15 protein-coding genes and 1 tRNA gene are annotated in these 21104 nt (G+C 52.6%); 8 read left to right on the forward strand and 8 right to left on the reverse strand.

Annotated elements, in window-relative coordinates:
- Positions 1-17: 17 nt before the first annotated feature.
- Complete coding sequence (locus ACTJIK_RS03335) at positions 18-2021, reverse strand: S9 family peptidase (RefSeq protein ID WP_440644879.1); 2004 nt, start codon at positions 2019-2021, stop codon at positions 18-20.
- A 101-nt stretch (positions 2022-2122) separates the two neighbouring features.
- On the opposite strand from ACTJIK_RS03335, the gene hflX reads away from it, so the two are divergent.
- The gene (hflX, locus tag ACTJIK_RS03340) at positions 2123-3313 is read left to right on the forward strand and encodes a GTPase HflX (RefSeq protein WP_440644881.1); all 1191 of its coding nucleotides are present in this window, start codon (positions 2123-2125) and stop codon (positions 3311-3313) included.
- Positions 3314-3658 carry a Rieske (2Fe-2S) protein gene (locus tag ACTJIK_RS03345; RefSeq protein WP_440644882.1) on the forward strand — a complete coding sequence of 115 codons (345 nt, stop codon included), beginning with the start codon at positions 3314-3316 and terminating at the stop codon, positions 3656-3658.
- 57 nt (positions 3659-3715) lie between these two features.
- Here ACTJIK_RS03345 and ACTJIK_RS03350 read toward each other — a convergent pair whose 3' ends face one another.
- The 4 genes from ACTJIK_RS03350 to ACTJIK_RS03365 form a co-directional block, all read right to left on the reverse strand.
- Positions 3716-6169, reverse strand: a complete 2454-nt coding sequence (locus tag ACTJIK_RS03350) for a glycoside hydrolase family 31 protein (protein ID WP_440644883.1) — start codon at positions 6167-6169, stop codon at positions 3716-3718.
- 82 nt (positions 6170-6251) lie between these two features.
- Entirely contained in the window at positions 6252-7802 is a 1551-nt protein-coding gene (locus ACTJIK_RS03355; RefSeq protein WP_440644884.1) for a RagB/SusD family nutrient uptake outer membrane protein, read from the reverse strand.
- Positions 7803-7829: 27 nt separating this feature from the next.
- Entirely contained in the window at positions 7830-10781 is a 2952-nt protein-coding gene (locus tag ACTJIK_RS03360; protein ID WP_440644885.1) for a SusC/RagA family TonB-linked outer membrane protein, read from the reverse strand.
- 224 nt (positions 10782-11005) lie between these two features.
- Complete coding sequence (locus tag ACTJIK_RS03365) at positions 11006-12595, reverse strand: DUF6377 domain-containing protein (RefSeq protein WP_440644886.1); 1590 nt, start codon at positions 12593-12595, stop codon at positions 11006-11008.
- A 138-nt stretch (positions 12596-12733) separates the two neighbouring features.
- On the opposite strand from ACTJIK_RS03365, the gene ACTJIK_RS03370 reads away from it, so the two are divergent.
- The 4 genes from ACTJIK_RS03370 to ACTJIK_RS03385 all read left to right on the forward strand — a co-directional run bounded on the left by ACTJIK_RS03370 (position 12734) and on the right by ACTJIK_RS03385 (position 14401).
- Positions 12734-12807, forward strand: a tRNA-Asn gene (locus ACTJIK_RS03370).
- 277 nt (positions 12808-13084) lie between these two features.
- Complete coding sequence (locus tag ACTJIK_RS03375) at positions 13085-13405, forward strand: ArsR/SmtB family transcription factor (protein WP_440644888.1); 321 nt, start codon at positions 13085-13087, stop codon at positions 13403-13405.
- Positions 13402-13896 carry an SRPBCC family protein gene (locus tag ACTJIK_RS03380; protein WP_440644889.1) on the forward strand — a complete coding sequence of 165 codons (495 nt, stop codon included), beginning with the start codon at positions 13402-13404 and terminating at the stop codon, positions 13894-13896. The genes ACTJIK_RS03375 and ACTJIK_RS03380 overlap by 4 nt, the downstream gene beginning before the upstream one ends.
- Positions 13897-13966: 70 nt before the next feature.
- Complete coding sequence (locus ACTJIK_RS03385) at positions 13967-14401, forward strand: VOC family protein (protein ID WP_440644890.1); 435 nt, start codon at positions 13967-13969, stop codon at positions 14399-14401.
- 57 nt (positions 14402-14458) lie between these two features.
- Here ACTJIK_RS03385 and ACTJIK_RS03390 read toward each other — a convergent pair whose 3' ends face one another.
- On the reverse strand, positions 14459-15292 hold the full coding sequence (locus ACTJIK_RS03390; RefSeq protein ID WP_440644891.1) for a phytanoyl-CoA dioxygenase family protein: 834 nt from the start codon (positions 15290-15292) through the stop codon (positions 14459-14461).
- A gap of 224 nt (positions 15293-15516) precedes the next feature.
- On the opposite strand from ACTJIK_RS03390, the gene ACTJIK_RS03395 reads away from it, so the two are divergent.
- A complete protein-coding gene (locus ACTJIK_RS03395) occupies positions 15517-16338 on the forward strand; it encodes an alpha/beta fold hydrolase (RefSeq protein ID WP_440644892.1) in 822 nt (273 codons plus the stop codon).
- Between the two features lie 153 nt (positions 16339-16491).
- Positions 16492-17106, forward strand: a complete 615-nt coding sequence (locus tag ACTJIK_RS03400) for a DUF1579 family protein (RefSeq protein WP_440644894.1) — start codon at positions 16492-16494, stop codon at positions 17104-17106.
- 32 nt (positions 17107-17138) lie between these two features.
- Here ACTJIK_RS03400 and ACTJIK_RS03405 read toward each other — a convergent pair whose 3' ends face one another.
- Positions 17139-17924, reverse strand: a complete 786-nt coding sequence (locus ACTJIK_RS03405; RefSeq protein ID WP_440644896.1) for a response regulator transcription factor — start codon at positions 17922-17924, stop codon at positions 17139-17141.
- Between the two features lie 3 nt (positions 17925-17927).
- The gene (locus ACTJIK_RS03410) at positions 17928-21092 is read right to left on the reverse strand and encodes a ligand-binding sensor domain-containing protein (RefSeq protein WP_440644897.1); all 3165 of its coding nucleotides are present in this window, start codon (positions 21090-21092) and stop codon (positions 17928-17930) included.
- Positions 21093-21104 lie beyond the last annotated feature (12 nt).

Raw genomic sequence — 21104 nt, forward strand, 5'->3', positions numbered from 1 at the left:
GCCGCATCCCGTAAGGATTATAAAGTTTCTTTCAGCCAGCCGAAGAACTCGCGCTGCCAGGCGATGGCGTTCTGCGCGCCCAGCACCCAGTGGTTCTCTTCGGGGAAATATACCAGCTTGCTCTTCAGCCCTTTCAGCTGTGCGGCCTGGTAGGCCTGCAGCCCCTGCTCGATGCCCACACGGAAGTCTATGCCGCCCTGCACGATCATGATCGGCGCGTTCCAGTTATTGACGAAGTTGCTGGGATTGTACTGGTCGTACGATTTCGCGTCATCCTTGTTGAAATATGCGCCAATGTCCCAGTTGGCGAACCACAGCTCTTCGGTGGTGCCGTACCAGCTGCGCAGGTCAAACAGGCCGTCGTGGGCAATGAAGGTCTTGAAACGTTTTTTATGAACGCCGGCCAGCATGAACACGGAATAACCGCCGTAGCTCGCGCCCACAGCGCCCAGGCGGGCTTTGTCCACATAGGGTTCTTTACTGATGTCGTCTATGGCGGAGAGATAATCCCGGATGGGCTGGCCGCCCCAGTCTTTGCTGATATCCGCATTCCATTTCACGCCGTGGCCGGGCATGCCGCGGCGGTTGGGCGCAATCACGATATAGCCCTGCGCCGCCATCAGCTGGAAGTTCCAGCGGTAGGAATAGAACTGGCTGAGCGCGGATTGCGGGCCGCCCTGGCAATACAGCAGGGTGGGATATTTTTTGGATGCGTCGAAGTCCGGCGGATAGATCACCCAGGCCAGCATCTGCTGCCCGTCTGTGGTTTTGATCCAGCGTTCTTCCACTTTGCTCTTTTGCAGGTTGCTGTAGATGTCGTTGTTCACGTCGGAAAGCTGTTTCACGGCGCCGGTTTTCAGGTCCACGGTATACAGCTCTGCCGCGCGGTTCATATCCGTGCGGGTCACTACCATCCTGTTGCCGTGCTGGCCTACGAAGCCGTTCAGGTCGTGCTGGCCTTTGGTAAGCTGGCGGATGTTGCCTGCGGATACTTCAAATAATTGCTCGGTGCCTTTGGTAACGGCCAGGAAAAAGATCCTGCCGTCGTTTTTGCTGAAGCAGGCCGCGGAAACGGTGCCGTCCCACTTTGCAGTTAGATTGCTGCGTTTGCCCGTAGCCAGATCATATTCAATGATGTCGTTCTTATCCGCCTCAAACCCGTCGCGCTCCATGCTGAGCCAGAGCATACGCTTGCCGTCCGCGCTGAAGGCGGGCGCCACATCGTAGCCCATCATGCCTTCGGAAAGATTTTCCGTGTTGCCGGTGGCGAGGGTATAGCGGTAAATGTCGGTATTGGTGCTGACGGCGTATTCCTTACCGTGCTTCTTTTTGCAGACGTAGATGATCTGCTTGCCGTCCGGGCTCCAGGTAAAGTCTTCCCCGCCGCCGAAGGGCATCTGCGGGCAGTCGAACTTTTCATCTTTCATGATGTCTACCGGTGTGCCCACCTTGCCGGTGGCGGCATCCCAGGTGGCGTAGAACACGTGGTTGTAATTGCCGTCTTCCCAGGTATCCCAATGGCGGTAGTTCAGGCTCGTGTAAACCTGCACGTTCGATTTGGGAAGATCGGGGTAGAGGTCTGTTCCGCTTATCTTTTCGAGCTTCACTTCTTTGGAGAAAAGGATATGCGCGCCGTCCGGGGAAATGCGCACATTCTGCATGCCTCCTTCTATTTCGGTGCGCTGTACGGCGTTTGCGCCGTCTTTGTCCATTTCCCACAATTGCCCTTTATAGCTGTATACAATACGGCCATTGGGCAGCAGCTTCACTATGGATTCCCCTCCGGGCGAGGTGGTGAGCTGTTTGGCGGCGCCGCCGCCGGCCGGGATGGCCCAGAGGTTGCGCTCGCTTTTGTTTTCCTGCAGGTTGTAGCGGGAAACGCCGAATATGACCGTTCCGTCGTCCGTAACTGTTTCCCCGCTTACCCTGCCTAATTGCCAGAGCAGCTCAGGGGTCATCTTTTGTTGTGCCATGCTTTGCTGAATGAATAAAATACCTGCTAACAGGAATGTTTTACGCATTGGTGTAGATTTTGTTGTGGTGAGGCATAAATGTAGGAAAATTTAGTCTCATGCCTCACGCGGCGGTAATTCATTAACTTTGCAAAAATTCTGAATATACTTTGATAGAAAAAAACCAGGTAGTAGCCGAAGACGAACGCGCAGTTCTGATAGGCCTGATACATAAGGAACAAACGGAAGCCCAGGTGCATGAATACCTGGATGAGCTGGCCTTTCTGGCGGAAACAGCAGGCGCGCAGGCCGTGAAACGGTTCACCCAGCGGCTGCCGCATCCGGACAGGGCTACGTTCATCGGCAAAGGCAAGCTGGAGGAAGTACGGCAATATGTGGTGGGGAAAGACGTCAGCCTCGTTATTTTCGACGATGAGCTTACCGGCTCCCAGATCTCCAACATCCAGAAAGAGCTCAAAATAAAGGTCATAGACCGCAGCGACCTCATTCTCGACATCTTCGCGCGCCGCGCCCGTACCGCACAGGCCAAAGTGCAGGTGGAACTGGCGCAGTACCAATACATCCTGCCGCGCCTCCGCGGCATGTGGACGCACCTCGAACGCCAGAAAGGCGGTATCGGTATGAGAGGCCCCGGTGAAACGGAAATTGAAACGGACCGCCGTATCGTGAAAGATAAGATCTCCCTGCTCCGCAAGCGGCTGGGTGAGATTGACAAGCAGTCCCTCACCCAGCGGAAAGACCGCGGGGAGTACATCCGCGTGGCCCTGGTAGGCTACACGAACGTGGGGAAAAGCACCATCATGAACCTGCTGAGCAAAAGCGAAGTGTTTGCAGAGAACAAGCTCTTCGCCACGCTGGATACCACCACCCGCAAGGTCGTGTTCGAGCAAACGCCGTTCCTGCTGAGCGATACGGTGGGTTTCATCCGCAAGCTGCCGCACCACCTGGTGGAAAGCTTCAAATCCACGCTGGACGAAGTGCGGGAGAGCGACATCCTCATGCACGTGGTGGATATCAGCCATCCCAAATACGAAGACCAGATCGAAGTGGTGAACCGCACGCTGACCGAGCTGAAATCGATGGATAAGCCTACCATCCTCATCTTCAACAAAATGGACCTCTACGAAAAGCAGACCTTCGATGAATGGCTGACCGAGGATGTGAAAAACGATATCCTCCACCAGCTGAAAGAAAGCTGGCAGCACCGTTCCAACGGCAACTGCGTGTTCATTTCGGCAACCGAGCGGACGAATATCGAAGAGCTGCGGAAAACCATACTGGACAAGGTAATACAGTTGTACCGGGAGCGTTATCCCTACAAATCGGAATATTTCTTTTAAATGGCCAAGCAATACAACTGGCACCGCTTTGCCGGTGCGGGCGATCCTGTGGCGGGTGAAGCGGTAATTACCGTGCAGGAAGTGGACGGCAAAAAGATCTGCTTCACCCGCTTCCAGGGCGAGTTATATGCCTTTGCCTATAAATGCCCGCATGCGGGCGGCATTATGGCAGACGGGTTCATAGACGAGCGCGGCAACGTGGTTTGCCCGCTGCACCGGTATAAATTCAGCATCCGCAATGGCTACAACAGCAGCGGCGAAGGCTTTTACCTGAAAACGTACCCGCTGGAGCAACGGGAAGACGGCCAGTACCTTGGCCTTGAAAAGAGCTGGCTGAGCTGGTAACAAAAAGGGCCGCCCCCACCGGAGCGGCCCGTGTTGGTGGAAAAGTCCACCGACAGGTTATTGACCAAAACTGATCTTGATCGCATCAGCACTGTTGGGCACCACCAACTTCAGCACCTCGCAACTCACCACCGGGTTGGATTCCCCCTGCGGATCGAAGCGGGATACAGGTTGAATGAAAGCTACCGTACCTTTCTCCACATTCACTGGTTTTCCGCCTGTTGAAATATTTTCCCCGCTGCCGAACCCATGCAGGATCAGCTGTATATTTTTAAACTTCGACGCCAGCTTCCCGCTCGCTTTTTCCAGCAGCAGCGCGCCTTCTGCGGGGCGGTAGGAAATGTTGCGCTGGAAATATCCTTCTTTCTCATAACTGAAAGTTTCCCCATCGTCTTCATAATACCTGAAATCGTTGTTGACGGTTCCCTTGTATACATGCAGGAATAGCGTGTCTGTTGGTTTTTGCTGCGTGGTTTGTATGAGCGACTGCATGGGAATGATGCTGCTTTCTTTGACGTAAACAGGCAGCGTGTGCATGCCCAGCGTGAGCATCTTTTCCTGCCCGCCGGATTCTTTTGCATCGCTGTACAGGTTGTACCAGCTGCCTTTCGGGAAGTACACAGGCGCATATGCCTGCCTGCTTTCAAACGGCGCAATGAGGAAGGCGGGCCCAAACTGGTATTCATTTTGGAAACGCGTATCGTACACCAGCGGGTCGTGCGTATCCGTGAGCGCCAGCGTGCGCATCAGCGGCAGGCCCGTTTGCGTGGCGTTGTAGAAGCAGGAATAGATGTAAGGCAGCAGCTTATAACGAAGGTTGATATAGTTGCGGGAGATCTCCAGCACTTCTTCGCCAAAGGCCCAGGGCTCGGCGGACTTGGTGTTGATGCCCGTATGGCTCCTGCAGTACGGCGTGAAGGCGCCGATCTGTATCCACCGGGCGTACAGCGCGGGGCCGCCATTGCCGGTGAACCCGCCGATGTCCATACCTGTAAAAGCAACGCCGCTGAGGCCGAGGCTGTTCATGAGGCGAACGCCCAGCAGCATGTGATCGTCTTCCGCGCGGTTGTCTCCCGTCCAGATGGCGGAATAGCGCTGCAGGCCTGCATAGCCTGCGCGGGTGAGGATGAAGGGCCGCTGGTTGGGAACCGCTTCCCTGGCGCCTTCGTAGCTGGCGCGCACCATGGCAAGACCATACACGTTGTGTGCCTGCTGATGGGTAACGGGGTTGCCTTCGAAATCGAAGATCACATTGTCCGGCATGCGCTGGCCCCAGGTGGCTATTTCGTTCATGTCGTTCCAGAGGCCTGAAACGCCGGCGCCGGTGTAGGTTTTCACCTGCTGTTTCCACCAGGTTCTGCCTTTGGCACTGGTGAAGTCGGGGAAGTGGCACCAGCCGGGCCATACCTGGCCGGTGTAATTCTGCCCGTCGCTGTATTTGATGAAGATATCGTCCTTAAGGCCGCTTTCGTAAGCGTGGTAACCTTTTTCCACTTTAATGCCCGGGTCCACGATCACGGTGGTTCTGAAGCCGAGCTTTTGCAGCTGCGCATTCATGCCCGCGGGATCGGGAAAGCGCTGTTTGTTCCAGGTGAAGAGCTTGTAAGCGTCCATATAATGGATGTCCAGCGTAATACCGTCTGCCGGTACCTGCTTTTCACGCAGCGTTTGCGCAATGCGCAGTACTTCCGCCTCAGGATAATAGCTGTAGCGGTTTTGCTGGTAGCCCAGGCTCCAGAGCGGCGGCATCTTCATGCGGCCGGTGAGCTGCGTGTATGCTGAAACAATGCCTGCAACCTGTGGGTGATAAATGAAATAATAATTCATTTCCCCGCCGTTTGCGGTAAAGGATGAAAAGCGGTTGTTGCTCGCGCCGAAATTAAAATCGCTGCGGTGGGTGTTGTCAAAAAATATCCCGTAGCTAAGGCCGTGATGCACGCCGATGTAGAAAGGAATGGTGGAATAGATCGGGTCCTGGGTAACGGTATAACCGTATGCATCGGTGTTCCAGTTGGTGTAGGAGCTGCCTCTGCGGTCCAGGTTGCCGGTTTTTTCGCCGAGGCCGATGAACCGTTCTCCTTCCTGCATGGTCTTGTACGTGGTCACTTCTTCGCCGATCCAGCTGGTGCCCAGCCCCGGCTCATCCGCATTGATCACTTCGCCGGTTTTGGTATAAAAAGTAATAGAAAAAGGATCTTTGCCGATGCGCGCCACCAGCGAATCTGTTTCTATCCGCACTTCTTCCCCGTTCTGCGTTACCTGCGGCGAAAATGCCTGCGGCTGCGCGATAACGGCGTAAGAGAAATCTTTTGCCAGCGGTTGTTTGTCCATCCTCACGCGGATCACGGAGGGGCTGTATGCTGTTACCAGGGCATGGCCGTTTTGCGTGGTGATGCTTACCTCCTGGCCTTTGATGCTCACAGCGGTCACCTTCCCGGGCGTTTTCACCGGCTGCGCCGCCAATGCCATGGGCAGCAGCAGGCAGCAGTATAAGATTATTTTTCCTGTCATCTCTGTTAGGTTTTTGCAAAAAAGAATCCGGCAAGGGGCGTATAGCGCCCCTTGCTGGGATGTTTTCCTGAGCATTCAGGAATTAGTACCCGGGATTCTGTTTGAGGTTGGGGTTAACAGCCAGATCGCTTACGGGTATCGGGAACAACAGGTTCCTGGGATTGTCGGCAGGCTTCAGCTGCCAGGGCAGCAGGTATTTGTTGAACCTGATCAGGTCCTGGCGGCGCCAGCCTTCCCAGTAGAGCTCGCGGCCGCGTTCGTCCAGCAGCACGTCCAGCGTGAGGGCAACGAGCGCTGAGGCTTTGCGTTTCAGGCGCAGCTGGTTCACAACGATGAGCGCTGCGGGTGCATTGCCGGAGCGGAGCAGGGCTTCAGCCTTCATGAGCATTACGTCCCCCAGGCGGAAGAATACCCAGTCATTGCTGCCGTTGTTGCCGTTGGAGCCGCCGTCTGTAACCATGTCCGGCGGGTATTTCACTACGCGGATGCCTTTGATCTCAAGGTCGTTGCCGCTTTCCTGCAGGGCCAGCTCGCGGGTGAAGGCGAGCATATTGCCTTTGCGGTCTTTCAGCGCGGTACCGTTCTTGTCAAATTGTTGACCTACGAGGAAACCTACATGGAGCCCCGTGAGCGGCGTTACGCTGGGGTAAGCGCCACCGCGGCGCGTGTCTGCCGCTTCAAATTTGTCGTAAAAGGCGGAAACAGTAGCAAAGCCGTTCCAGCCGCCCGGCGTTTGATGATAATGCAAGGTGGGCGCCCAATGGCAAAAAGCGGCGTTACCCGGCCGCACGGTGCTGAGGCCGGGTCCGTTCTGCTGGGTGAAGATATTCTCCGTTCCGATCACGTCGTTGTTATAAGCCAGGTTGTCGAAGTAATTATTGGCGAGCGTGTAGCGCCCGGAGTTGATCACCTGGTCTGCCAGGGTGATGGCCTGCGTCATATCCGCCGCGTCGAACGTGGGCTGGGCGGGATTCAGGAACGCGCCTTTGTTCAGGTAGGTTTTGATCAGCAGCGTACGGGCCGCGTCTTTATTGGCTACATAAGCGCGCACGGTGTTGGAGCGTTCAGGCAGGTCGGGGATAATGGCCGTAAGCTCCGAAATGATAAATTCCACGGCTTCTGTGCCTGTCATCACCTTGGGCGCCTTGCGAAGGTCTTCGCCCGGCTCGCGGAAAGGCACCTGGCCAAATGCGTCCAGCACGGAGAAAATAGACAGGGCGCGGAGAAAACGCGCTTCGGCCGCCTGCTGTTTGGAAGGCCGGAAGTTCAGCACGTTGGTGGCGGAATATTGCAGCAGCAGCAGGTTGGTGAAAGTTGAACCGATGATGGGATGTTCCGCGGTCCAGGTATGGGTCTTGAGGGAACGCCACTGGCCGTTGTCGTCCCAGTCGCCGCCGCGCGTGGGAGCCACTGCTTCGTCAGACGGCATCTCCTGCAGGGCCCAGAGATTGCTCTGGTCCTGGTAGGGTAGCTGCAGCCCGTCGTACGCGGTTTTGAGCAATGAGGCTACCTGTATCACGGAATCGGCCTGGCTTCTTTCGAGGGTGGAACCCAGCTGTTCATCGAGCTTGGTGCAGCTGGCCAGTGTGAGGCCGGCAAGCGCAAGCGTGGATAGTTTTTTATGGAAATTCATGATAGTAGTTTTTGAGTGAATAATGGATCAGAGTGAAACGCTTACGCCGAGGATGATGTTCCTTGCCGTTGGGTAGGGCGAATATTCGATACCGAACGAGTTCACGCCGTTGATGCTTTTATCCGTATTCACTTCCGGGTCGAAGCCGCTGTAGTTGGTGAACACTAAAAGGTTCTGCCCGGTGAGGGAGATGTTTACGTTCTTAAATACTTTGCCGATGTTGCCGAGACTGTAGCTGATGGTGGCATTCGTCAGTTTCACGAAATCACCTTTTTCGAGATAACGGGATGATGTGGTGATCGGGTTCGCGAGGTTTTCGTTGTTGCCCATCAGGCTGCGCGCGATGTTGCGGGAAGAAAGGTTGTTCACCGGCAACACGGTGTTAGCGGTGTTGTTATAGATGTCCTGCCCGAATGCGCCGTTGAAGTTGACGGCCACGTACCATTTTTTGTAAGAGAGGTCTGTGCTAATGCCCAGCAGCTGCTTGGGATTGGGATCGCCCATGTAATACATGGTGTTCCCGTTATCCGCATACATGGCCAGGCCGTCTTTATCCAGGCCTTCGTATTTGCGCACGTAGAACACGTTCAGCGGCTGGCCGTTGGCGAAACGCTGTACCGTAGCGCCGGATACGCCCTGGCCGCTGATGGCGCCGGTGAGCACGTCGGGACCGGTGTAGTTCTGCAATTCGTTGCTGATGAAAGTGGCGTTCACGCCAAGGCCCCAGGTAAGGTCCTTGTTGCGGATAATGTCTCCGCGCAGGGCCACTTCCACGCCTTTATTGGTGATATCTCCCGGCATATTGATCCAGAGGTTGGATGCGGGGCCGGGCACGATGGCGGTGTAGTTGAAGAGCAGGTCCGTCGTTTTTTTATGGAAATAATCCACGCTGCCCGTGATCCGGTTGTCCAGGATGGCAAAATCAACACCGGCGTTCAGCTGGTTGGACTTTTCCCATTTCAGGTCCGGGTTGGCCACGTTCAGCTGGGATGCGCCGCCAGCGCCGGCCAGCGCATATTGTTCCTGTGCAGCGCCTGCGGGGAATTCCTGGTTGCCGGTAATGCCCCATCCAACGCGCAGGGCGAGGTTCTGGAAGAAGGTGCCGCCTTTCATGAATTCTTCGCTGCTGATGTTCCATTTAGCCGCGAAAGAAGGGAAATAGCCGTAACGGTTGTTCGTCCCGAATTTGTTGGACCCGTCTGCCCGCATGGTGGCGGTAAGCAGGTACTTGTCGCGCAGGTTGGCCGTTACCCTTCCGAAGATGGATTGCAGCTCAGACTGCGGGTTCACGAAGGAGGAAATGAAAGTATTGGTCTGCTGGGCGTTCTGGAGGATGCTGGTGTATGGCAACGCGTCCGTGGTGAAACCGAGCGCGCCAACGTCCACACCTTTGTACACGAAATCCTGGTATTCGTAACCTACCATCGCATTCAGGTTGAAGGCGGTGGAGATCTGTTTGTTGTAGCTCAGGGTGTGGGTGAACAGCTTGGTGGTCAGCTCGGCGTTGCCGTAGTAAGCCTGGCCTAAGCCTTCCACTTCCGGCAGGGTGATGTAGCTTTTCAGCTCGGTGCGGCGGATGCCTGTTTGCCGGTTGATGGAGAACAGGAACCGGTATTCCAGGTCGTCGGTGATCTTGAAATACGGGCTGATGCTGCCGAGGATGTAGGAGATGTTGGCCTGGTCGTTCCAGGCTTCAGACATGGCGAGCGGGTTCACCGCCGCATTGCCGCTCAGCTGGTTCAGCGAGCCGTCCGCATTGTGCAGGGGCACCGTGGGGTTCCACTGAAGGGCCTGGCCGATAAGGCTGCCGCGATAGCCGGCGTTGTTGGTGACGGGCGCCATTTGTTCAATGGTCTGGGCGGCCATCAGGTTAAAGTCGAGACCGAGCTTTTTACTTTCCAGGAATTTGAACTGCCCGGAAAGGTTGCCGGTATATTTTTTCAGGCCTGATTTACGGATGATGCCTTCCTGGTTCATGAGGCCGAACGAAGCGCGGTAGCGGGCGTTTTCGGAACCGCCGCTGATGCCCAGGTTGAAGTTCTGGGTGATGCCGGTGCGGGTGATGGCTTTCATGGCGTCCTCATCGCCGCCGCCATCGCCGCTGGTGAATTTATAGGAATCGAGCACGGTGCGGAATTCGCTGGCGTTCAGCACTTTCAGTTTTTTCATGATGGTGGATGCGCCCACGGAGTAGTTGAAGTCGAGCTTGGCAGGACCTTCCGTTCCTCTTTTGGTGGTAATGATGATCACGCCGTTGGAGCCGCGGGAACCGTAGATGGCTGTGGCGGAGGCGTCTTTCAGCACGTCCATGGAAGCGATGTCGAAGGCGTTCACGAAGTTGAGCGGGTTAGCGTCCGGCGTGGCGCCAAGGCCGTTCGCATTGATGGCGGGGCGTGCCACACGGCCGTCAAGCGGTACCCCGTCTATCACGTAGAGCGGCTGGTTGCCGGAGCGTACAGACGATACCCCGCGGATGCGCACCGTAGTGGCTGCGCCGGGCGCGCCGCTGGTGTTCACCACCATGAGGCCGGCCACTTTGCCCTGGATGAGCTGGTCGGGCGCGTTGGTAATGCCTTTGTTGAAATCTTTGGCTTTGAGGGAGGCCACAGAGCCGGTAAGGTCTTTTTTACGGGCGGTGCCGTAACCTACCACCACCACATCGGTGAGCGTGGTGTTTTCGGTTTGCAGCACCACGTTTACCTGTGAGGTATTGGCAATGCTCACTTCCTGCTGGGTGTAGCCGATAAAGCTCACTAACAAAGTAGTGGCCGAGGCAGGAACATTGAGTTTAAAATGGCCGTTCTGGTCCGTAACGGTACCGGTGGTAGTTCCCTTCACCTGGACGCTGGCGCCGATGATAACTTCGCCTCTGTCGTCTGTGATCTTTCCGGAAACTGGTTTTGTCTGGGCCAGGACTGCTGCCGCCAGGAATAATAGCGGACAGAAAAGCAGCGCTTTTAGTAGTCGCGTTTTGGTCATAACGTAGTATTTAGAGATTTTTTAGGATAAGTACAGTGGGTGGAGTACTGTACGTGGAACTAGTTTTGGTTGAACAGTATCAAAGTAAACGGGTATAACAGTGGCGGCAAATTAGTATGGGCTGATTATAGAAATTATCAAGTTAATTTGCCTTTGCGCTCGACTTAAACTATTGGAAAATAAGGAGTTGTATTTATATATAAATATTCGTAATATTGGTGGTTTTATATCTTAATTTGCATGATCCGGTCTTCAAATTCGTCGTTTGGAACGGTTGATTTGTTCTTGATCCTGGTTTTATACGCGTAAATGGTGTTCACTGAGTATTCGAGGATGCGGGCTATTTTTTCGTTTTCGCTGATGCCGATGCGGATGAGGGCGTAGATGCGGAGGTCTGTATTGAGGAGTTCGTTCTCTTTGAGGCGAACCTGGTCTTCTTCTTTAAAGAAGGAATTGAATTCCGTGACGAAGTTGGGGAAGATGCGGAGGAAGATGCGGTCGAAGTTGTGGAAGAGTTCTTCCCTTTCCTGTTTGATATTAATATTATTGACGATGTAGCGGATCTCGGCGTATTTGTGGTCCGTAAGCCGGCTGTCCACCTGGTTTTTCAGTTTTTCGATCTTGTCTATGAACGCGGAGGCGATATGGAAGCAGTAGCCGATGTATTCTTCTTTTATCTTATTGGATTCCAGCAGTTTGTCGTTGATCTCCTGCTGGCGGAGGTGGGCTTTGGTGATGATGTTCTGCGCGGTTTTGAGTTTGCGGAACTGTTTGAAGATGATGAACGACAGTACGATAGAGGCCAGCAGCAGGAAGGTGGCGATACCGAGGTAAACGAAGAGCCGGTTTTTCTGGCTTTCCACGGTATTGAACCTTTCCCCTTCGATAATGGGGAGAATGGCGCTCACCTGCACTTTGCGCTGCCGGGCGCCGTAGAAGGTAGCGTCTTCGATGGCGCGTTCAATATAATGGGAGGCATGTTTCACGTCGCCCGTCTGGAACAGGATGGAGGCCAGGTTAAAAGCCGCGGTGGTTTCCTTGATGGAGCCGCGAATGTCTGCCGTGGCGGATTCTGCCAGCAGTTCGATCGCCTTGTCGTATTCCTTTAAAGCCACACATATGGAGCCGAGGTTAGCTTTGATCATGGCCTGCTGGTGGTAAGTAAGGTCCAGGGCGAGGGAGCGGTTGAGGTAATATTGGGCGGAGTCCATCTGCCCCATTTTAAAGAACTTGTATCCCAGGCAGCTGAGCCGTTCGAAGTGGTTTTCCGGGTACATGGCGGCGGCGGAGTCCGTATAGCGGTTGGCTTCCCGGAGGTATTGGGGGGAATAGTGGCGGTCGTTCACATAATCGGCCAGGTCGTAATAATACCGGCGCATCAGCACATAATATTCGGCCCTCATGGAATCGGGCAGGTGCATCACGCGGAGGGTGTCCATCACAGCGGCTGTTTCGCGGAACATGCCCGAGGAGAGAAGGATGAAGCCCAGCTTGATGTTGGCGTATGCGATGCGGTCGGGGTCCTGCATTTTACCGGCGAGGGAGCCGAGGAGCAGGGCGTATGAGAAGGCGGAATCGTAGTTGAAAGCTTTGTAGGCATCGTAGAGCCGGAGGCAGGCGGTGTATTTTTGTTCCGGGAGGCGTGCGTTATGGAAGGCTGTTTTGAGCGAGTTCAGCTGGGCATATTTTTGCGCATCGAATTCCGACGTTTTTTCGATCAGGATATTGAGTTGATGCAGCAGGCTGTCTTTACCGTGCAAGGCGTGCGCCCTGGCGTTTAAAAGCAGTAGCAGGGTGAACAGGATCCACTTCATATTAATTCTGGCTGCTATAAAGATATCAGAAATAGGGGTGTTTAGAAAAAAAGTTGAAATAGATTTTGCAGAAATGAAATTTTGTCTATTTTTGCAATCCCAATTTGCGATTGAAATTCAATGGTGAAGCGGGAAAATTCCTCCTTAGCTCAGTTGGTTAGAGCATCTGACTGTTAATCAGAGGGTCGTTGGTTCAAGTCCAACAGGGGGAGCGACCAAGGGTTTCAGAAATGAAACCCTTTTTTTATTTCTGCTGTAAATGCTACCGGATGATACCCGGCGCAAAATTAAAAATATCACTACGGGAGTTGTCATTTATTCAATCATGCAATACCTGGTTAGATAACTGCTCAGAGGAGAACAAATAATCATCATCCGGAAGGTCGCTTAGGCGACCTTTTCGTTTTTTGGCAGTGAAGCAAAATAAAATTTGTGCAGCTGATCGGCTTCGCATATATTTGCAGCCGAACGGCTTCATAATTATAACTCATGAGACGCGATATTTTTCAAGCAATTGCAGACCCCACCCGGCGAGCGATCCTCGTGCTGGTGGCAGCACAGGCAATGACTCCCAATGCCATTGCGGAGCATTTTGAGATCAGAAGGCAATCAATATCCAAACACCTGCGCATCCTATCCGAATGCGACCTCCTGGTTCCAAGGCAGGAAGGAAGGGAGATCTTCTATGAACTGAAAATCGATAAAATGAAAGAGATCGATACCTGGCTTGACCAGTTCCGGAAGATTATGGAAGAAAGTTTCAAACGACTCGATGAAGTATTGTACACTTTAAAAAACAAGAAAAAATGAACTTACTATTTGATTTTACCGTTGACAAAGCGGCGAAAACGGTATTCATAACGAGGGAATTTGATGCTGACCTGTCGCTGGTATGGGATGCATTTACCAAAGCAGAGATCCTTGACCAATGGGTAGCCCCTAAACCCTGGACAGCAAAAACAAAATTTATGGACTTCAAGGTGGGCGGACGAAGATTTTATGCGATGGTAAGCCCCGAAGGACAAGAGCGTTGGGCAATTCAGAGATACACATCAATTAGCCCAAAAACCAATTTCAAAATGTTTAATGCTTTTGCGGACAAAGATGAAAACCCTGAATTACCGGGTTCTGATTGGGATTACACTTTTAGCGAACAGAACGGAAAGACAACAGTGCGTATTACTATTTATAATGAATCTCTTGCCCGTATGGAGAAGATGATTGAAATGGGCTTCACAGAAGGATTTAAAATGTCAATGAATAATCTGGAAAACCTGTTGACGACTTTATCGCAAAAATGATTTTCGTTTTCAAAACGGCAGTCAAAACAAATAAGGAAGTACGAATTTAACAACCTAAAAAATAAAGATTATGCCACATATCAATCCTCATGTTAATTTCAACGGAAATGCAGAAGAAGCATTTACCTTTTACAAGTCAGTATTTGGCGGAGAGTTTGCAAAGATTATCCGTTTCAAAGACCTTGCAGGTCCTGAATTCCCGATAGCAGAAAAAGAAGAAAATAAAATTATGCATATTGCTTTACCTATCGGTAAAAGTAACATGTTGAGGGCAAATGATGTTCCGGAAATTATGGGAAAAACAAACGAAAATGAGAACAGAAGTAAAATTGTAATAAGTGCGGAAAGTAAAGAAGAAGCAGACAAATTATTTAATGGGCTTTCAGTGGGAGGGCAAATAGAAGGACCCATTGGCGATAGTCCCTGGGGTTCATATTTTGGTTGTTTCAGAGACAAATACGGTATTGAATGGATTGTGGAATTTGACCCGGAATATAAAGGATAATTGCAAACAAAACAGCATAAAAAGAGAGATGCTTTAAGCACCTCTCTTTTATTTTTTTTACCCGCTTATCCCCAGTTGCATAGCCACTTCAACAGGAGAAAAATTGCCTGTTTCGTTTTCCTGCATAAGGTCACTTTTAAGCAATAACGGAGGCTGCGCCAAAAATCGTGGTTCTTTTCCTCTGTGGGGTTGTGCTGCATGTATTAAAAAAGGATGGCACAGGTATACGGTACCGGCCTTGCCTGTAGCCGTTATTTCCGCTCTTTCCGGCAATGAGGGAAATTGTGCAGCCATCTCCAGAAGTGATAAGCCTTGCTCTCCATGAGGTTTTAATAACCGCGCAATATCCAGGTGTGAGCCCACCTTAATTTTTGTAGGCGCATCTTTTTCTCCGATATCCGAATAAAGGAATAACATCAACAATCCCCTGTTCTTCGAGCGCCAGTTTGCACGCCACTCCAAAAAATTCGTTGGATGATCGCCAAAACTGACATCAACATGCCAGCCTGTATCGCCTGGATCTTCCGCTGATGGAAAACGAACCGGGAAAGTGCCCATGGCCATACAGGGTATCCATTTACCTTTTCCCACCAATTGATCGAAGGCAGCATGCAATATTGATGTATTGGCCGATTGCACAAACGGCTGCTGCGAATACATCCCTAAACGGATAACGGGTTTTGTCCAGGTAGACGGATCGCCAGGGTCGGCATCCATATCTTTCCACAAAATATTTCGGACCTCGGCGGCGACCTCCGCGGGAAACGCATTGTCGATGCGAATGAAACCTTCTTCAATAAACTGTTTTATCTGAATTGAATTCAATACTTCTTCCATAAAGATGATATGAGGATGAATAATAGCAATAGCAATGCCTGTGATAGCTATCACACGTAAAAATGTAGAAGGAGAAGTATTAAAGTGTTGGAGACATCCTCATGGCTGCAAAATTAGTGAAATATTTAATTCGCCAAAAAAATCCTGGCGCCGGGTCCTTATTCCTCCCTGCCATAAATAATACAGAAAAAACCACGAAAACGTAATCAACCTCACCTCTCCCGCAACCGGTTAAATCCCTACCTTTAATCCATACAATAACCATCAAAAAACAGCGTATGAGCAAGATCACAGTAAAGGACGGGACAGAGATCTATTACAAGGACTGGGGAAAAGGACAGCCGATCGTTTTCCACCACGGATGGCCTTTATCGGGAGACGATTGGGACGCCCAGATGATGTTTTTCCTCAATAAAGGTTTCAGAGTGATCGCACATGACCGCAGGGGCCACGGAAGGTCGTCCCAGGCTGCCGACGGTCATGACATGGACACCTACGCGGCAGACGTTGCGGAACTTGCAAAGGCGCTTGATCTGAAAGACGCCATACACGTCGGCCATTCAACCGGCGGCGGCGAAGTGATCCGCTACGTGGCAAAACATGGAGCCGGCAGGGTAGCCAAAGCGGTGCTGATCAGCGCGGTTACGCCCATCATGGCGCAAACGGCGGGCAATCCCGAAGGCATCCCGATGTCCATATTTGACGAGATCCGCGAAGGTACCGCCTTCAACCGCCCGCAATATTTCCAGGATTTTACGATGCCGTTTTACGGCTACAACCGTGAAGGGGCGAAAATATCCCAGGGCATCAGGGACAACTGGTGGCGGCAGGGCATGATGGGCGCAGTAAAAGCTCATTATGACTGTATCAAGGCGTTCTCTGAAACGGATTTTACGGAAGACCTGAAAAGCGTGAATGTGCCGGTGCTGGTGATGCATGGCGAGGACGATCAGATCGTTCCGTTCCAGCTTACGGCTTTAAAGGCAGCAAAATTGCTGAAGAACGGGAAGCTGATCACGTATCCCGGTTTCCCGCACGGCATGCCCACTACTGAAGCGGCAACCATAAACGCCGATCTGCTGGAGTTTATTAAATCTTAATGAAATTAATAGCTGGAAAAAGGGGCTGTTTCCTGTGTTCGCAAATACAGGAGACAGCCTCTTCCTGCTTATTAAAAGGGAATAAAAAATGACATATATTTGAGGGACTACCCCACTTCATATTAGTTCTCCGTAAATACTAAAACCCCGGATATGAAAGCAATATTGTCAATCCCCACATGTACCATCCTGGCGTTAATCGCCACTTCGGGAACGCCGCTCACCGCTCAGGATAATAAGGATGAGCAAATGAAACAAAGAATTGAATTATCCAAAACAGGAGAAAACCATGCGCTGCTTTCAAACCTGGCGGGAAGCTGGAGTTTCAGCGGCAGTCATTTCCCGCCTAATGCAGAACCTGTAACATTCAAAGGCCTGGCAACAAGGAAACCTGTAATGGACGGCCGCTATTTTATTTTTGAAACAACCGGTGGAAAGCTGGTAATGCCCTGGTCCGATGGAAAAGAAGTAGCCTACCAGGATATGATAATAGAGGCGTACGATAATCAAAAAAAGAAATTTGTGAACGCGATGATCGCAAACCATTGGAACACGGGGATTGCCGTATCCGAAGGGGTGTACGACCCGGCAACCAGGACCATTACTTACGAAGCTGAGACCGGCGCCCGCCCCGGAATGAAAATGATCATACGCAGTCTAATGAAAATTACCGGCAATGACCAGTATACCGTCGAGATATATTCGGTGCTTGGTGATAAAATAATAAAAAGATCAGAAATTAATTACACCAGGGTTAAAGGTGAATAAGAAATCCCGATAGCAACTACCGCTGCAAAAAACTAATCCGCCTCCGCCTTACCGCCGCCCGGCCCGTTCTTCTTCATAAAGCTGCCCGGCGTCATGTTGAATTGTTTGAAGAAAATCCGGTTGAAGTGATTGGGTGAACTGAACCCCGTTATGTTGGATACCTCGAATATCCGGTATGTCCCCTCGGCCAGCAGTTCCGCCGCCTTCTTCAGCCTGGCCAGGTTGATCAGTTCATGGATGGTGAGATTGGAGATCGCTTTTATTTTCCGGTACAAGGTAGGGCGGCTCATGTTCAGCGTTTCGGCCAGGAATTCACCGTCCAGCTGCGGATTGTCCAGGTTCTGCACGATGATGTCATTCAGCTGTTCCAGGAAAAGTTCGTCGGCTTTGCCGTTGGCCATCGTTTTCATATGCACCAGCGGCGAATTGGCAAAATATTCCCTGATCATATTCCGGTTGGCGATCAGGTTCGCGATCTGCACTTTCAGGTGCCGGGGCGAGAAAGGTTTGTCGATATACGCATCCGCACCCAGTTCCAGCCCTTCGATCCGCGACATCAGCGTGTTCTTCGCGGTTAGCAGAATGACCGGGATATGGCAGTATTCAAGGTTCGACTTGATCTTTTTACAGAACTCAAACCCGTCCATCACCGGCATCATCACATCGCTGATCACCAGCTGTACGGAAGTAGTGGCCAGCATTTCCAGGGCCTGCGCGGCGTTCGTCGTGCGGATCACCTGGTATTCCTTTCCCAGGATCTCTTCCACGAGCTCAAGTATCTCTTTATTATCGTCTACTACCAGGAGTGTCGGTTGCATGTCTTACGTGGATTTTTTCTGTACGGAGCTGAGCTTGAATTCAATTTTCTGATGTATGGGCAGGGTGAGCGCAAATGTGTTCATCCCGCCATCTGCCTGCTGTAATTCCAGCATGCCGTTGTGCAGCTGGGTGAGCGCGCGGGCCAGCGGGAGACCCAGGCCGGACCCGGGCTGCGCGGTGGCGTCTATCCGGAAAAAGGGCTCGAAGATCTTTTCCCGCAGTGCCCAGGGGATCAACGCGCCGTCGTTGCTCACTTCTACGCGGAACGTACCTTGCTCTCCGGATGGAGGCAGCACCCGCACCAGCACTTTTTCCAAGGCATATTTCACAGCGTTGCCAACAAGGTTGCTCATGATCTTGTGGAACGCTTCGATGTCGATAAACGCATGGAAACTTTTCTCCGGCAGTTCAATATTGAACGACAGCGACCGTTGCTGCGCCGCGGATGCGAACGCCTGGAAATTCTCCCGCACCAGCTTGGGCAGATTCACCTTCACGAAGCTGAGCGAAAAACCCTGGTTCTCCGTTTTGCGGAAATCAAGCAGCTGGTCCGTCAATGCCACAAGCCGTTCGGTATTCCTTTCAATGTTCTTCAGGCTTTTTTTGATCCTCGGCTGCTCCCCAACTTCGTCCATCACCATTTCCAGCGGCGCTTTGATCAGCGTCAGCGGGGTGCGGATCTCGTGGGCCACATTGGTGAAGAATTCGATCTTCGCCTTGTAAACTTCTTTTTCCTTTTCCTGTTCGAACAGCGCCAGCCTGCGTTTGTGTTTTTCTTTCTGGCGGCGGTGGTAGGCGCTTACCAGCATGTAGATCAACCCAAGCGCGATCATTGTGTAAATAAAATATGCAAGCGGGCTAAGCCACCAGGGCGGAGAAATACGGATATGCAGCCGCGTTTCCATGTTCACCCAATCGTCGTCGTTACCGGCTGTTCTGATCCGGAACGTGTAATCGCCTGGCGAGAGATCGGTGAAATAGACCTTGCGGTTGGAGGGCAGGTACGTCCAGTCTTCATCCAGCCCGTCCAGCCGGTAAGCGTACTGCGTCATGTCCGCCGCGATGTACGTGAGCGCGGCAAAGCCGATCGCAAAAGATGACTGATCGTAAGCGAGCATGATCGTATCGGTGAAGGAAACCGCGCGCGGCATCGTGGAACGGCTGACCGGCAGCTCCTGGTTATTCACCTGGAAGCTGGTGATGTATACGGGCGGACTGGCCTTGTCCTGCGCCACCAGGTCAGGGTTAAAACTGATCAAACCCTTCACGCTGCCGAAATACAGGGCGCCGCTGGAATCCCGGAAACCTGAACTGTAATTAAACTGGTCGGTGAGCAGGCCGTGGGCTTTGGTATAAACTTTCCAGTTATTCTTTGCCGGATCGTAGCGCACTAGTCCCTGCGAAGTGCTGATCCAGAGCTGTTTGTTCTTATCTTCCAGCACCTTGTACACCATATTGCTCGGCAGGCCGGAACCGGTGTTGAAGCGGGTGAAGCTGCGCCGGTCCTTACCCAGTTTACACACGCCGCCCCCTTCAGTGGAGATCCAGAGGTTTCCGCCACTGTCCTGGAAAATACCGCATACGCTGTTGCTGCTCAGGCTGTGCTTGTTGCTGGCGTCATAACTGAAATTGCCCTTTTCCCCTGTTTTTGTATTGTAGAAATATAGTCCGTTGCCGATGGTGCCGGCCCAGATAACGCCTTCACTGTCCTCGAACAGGCAGAACACGTAACTGTTTTCCGGGAACCCGCCGGCCAGCTCAAAACGCCCGGTGCCGCGCTGGTATTGGAAAATGCCATGGCTCGTGCCGAACAACATTTCCCCGGCCCGCGTTCTGCAGGCGGAAATAATGAAGTTGGACAACAGCCCGTTGGCGGCCCTGTCTGCATTATAATGCCGCAGGCGTTTGCCGGTACGGAGGTCCAGCACATCGAGCCCCTGCTGGAAAGTGCCCACCCACAGCTCGTTGCCGTCGATCAGCAGGGCGTGTATATTCGTGGATGAAACCGTTGCGGGAGAGGTGAAACGTGTTACTTCGCCGGTGCGCATGTTAAGTTTGTTCAGGCCCGCGTCTTCAGTGCCAACCCAAAGGTTACCATTCCCGTCCGCACACAATTCCCTCACCGCGTTCCCGCTCAGGCTGCCCGGGCTGCTGTTGCGGAAGTATTTCGAAAAATAGCTGTGGCGGCTGTGATAATAATTCACTCCGCCGAAATAAGTGCCGCACCAGATGCCGCCTTCCGTATCCTTATGGAGCGCATAGGCCGCGTTGTCCGAAACCGAATAAGGATCGGAATCCTGCTGACGCATATTCACGGAGCGCCCCGTTTCCAGGTCGATGCTGTGAATGCCGGACTCCGAGGCTATCCAGTATTCGCCTGCCGAAAAAGCCAGGATGTCTCTCACATACACCGGCTTTTGCTGCGCAGGAAGTCCCAGCAGCGGGCGGTATGTGCCAGCGGATGGATCGTAGGCGGTAAGCCCGCGGATGGTGCCGATGAGGATCTGCCCGGAAGGTGTGCTGCAGATGCTGTTCACTTCGCCCGGCCTTTGCGCGCCGGTTTTGGAAGAAAGGTTCACGCAATGGAACGTGTCTTTTGCAGGATCATAACGGAAGAGGTAACCGTCTATCGAGCAGACCCATACGGTTTGATCGTTGCTGATGCAGATGGCCGCGATCCTGAGGGACTGCGGAAGATGAAAATCATAATAACGCGTGCTGCGCTGCTGTTCGTCGTAACAATACAGCTGCAGGTCCGACGTGAACCACACCTTCCCCTTGCGGTCCGGCTGAATATCAAGTATCTCGCTGTCCCGCGTGGGGCTGAGCAATGTAAAGTCCTCTGTGCGCGGATCAAATTCATAAAGCCCTTTCCGCGTGCCCACCCACAACGTCTGGCGGAGGCCTTCCGCGATGCTGTACACAAATTCCTTCACATCCTGCTGGTTGTCCTGCTTCATATTGAATGCCTTGAAAGTGCCGCCGTCGAAGCGGTTGAGGCCTTCCTTGGTGCCGAACCACATAAACCCGCGCGAGTCCTGGAAAACGGAGAACACCGTGTTGTTGGACAGCCCGTCTTCCACCTGGTAATGCCGGAAATAGACGGGCTGCCCGCTGGCCGTGCCGGCACACCAAAGCAGCAGCGTGTATATAATACAATATCTCATGCCACAGTAAAT

The organism is Chitinophaga sp. 22620 (genome assembly GCF_052044405.1).
Lineage (GTDB): Bacteria > Bacteroidota > Bacteroidia > Chitinophagales > Chitinophagaceae > Chitinophaga.

Coding starts and splice junctions, on each gene's coding strand:
- ACTJIK_RS03375 (WP_440644888.1), top strand. CDS start 13,085: ATGAGACGCGATATTTTTCAAGCAATTGCAGACCCCACCCGGCGAGCG.
- ACTJIK_RS03360 (WP_440644885.1), bottom strand. CDS start 10,781: ATGACCAAAACGCGACTACTAAAAGCGCTGCTTTTCTGTCCGCTATTA.
- ACTJIK_RS03385 (WP_440644890.1), top strand. CDS start 13,967: ATGCCACATATCAATCCTCATGTTAATTTCAACGGAAATGCAGAAGAA.
- ACTJIK_RS03395 (WP_440644892.1), top strand. CDS start 15,517: ATGAGCAAGATCACAGTAAAGGACGGGACAGAGATCTATTACAAGGAC.
- ACTJIK_RS03410 (WP_440644897.1), bottom strand. CDS start 21,092: ATGAGATATTGTATTATATACACGCTGCTGCTTTGGTGTGCCGGCACG.
- ACTJIK_RS03350 (WP_440644883.1), bottom strand. CDS start 6,169: ATGACAGGAAAAATAATCTTATACTGCTGCCTGCTGCTGCCCATGGCA.
- ACTJIK_RS03380 (WP_440644889.1), top strand. CDS start 13,402: ATGAACTTACTATTTGATTTTACCGTTGACAAAGCGGCGAAAACGGTA.
- ACTJIK_RS03365 (WP_440644886.1), bottom strand. CDS start 12,595: ATGAAGTGGATCCTGTTCACCCTGCTACTGCTTTTAAACGCCAGGGCG.
- ACTJIK_RS03345 (WP_440644882.1), top strand. CDS start 3,314: ATGGCCAAGCAATACAACTGGCACCGCTTTGCCGGTGCGGGCGATCCT.
- ACTJIK_RS03400 (WP_440644894.1), top strand. CDS start 16,492: ATGAAAGCAATATTGTCAATCCCCACATGTACCATCCTGGCGTTAATC.
- ACTJIK_RS03355 (WP_440644884.1), bottom strand. CDS start 7,802: ATGAATTTCCATAAAAAACTATCCACGCTTGCGCTTGCCGGCCTCACA.
- ACTJIK_RS03335 (WP_440644879.1), bottom strand. CDS start 2,021: ATGCGTAAAACATTCCTGTTAGCAGGTATTTTATTCATTCAGCAAAGC.
- ACTJIK_RS03405 (WP_440644896.1), bottom strand. CDS start 17,924: ATGCAACCGACACTCCTGGTAGTAGACGATAATAAAGAGATACTTGAG.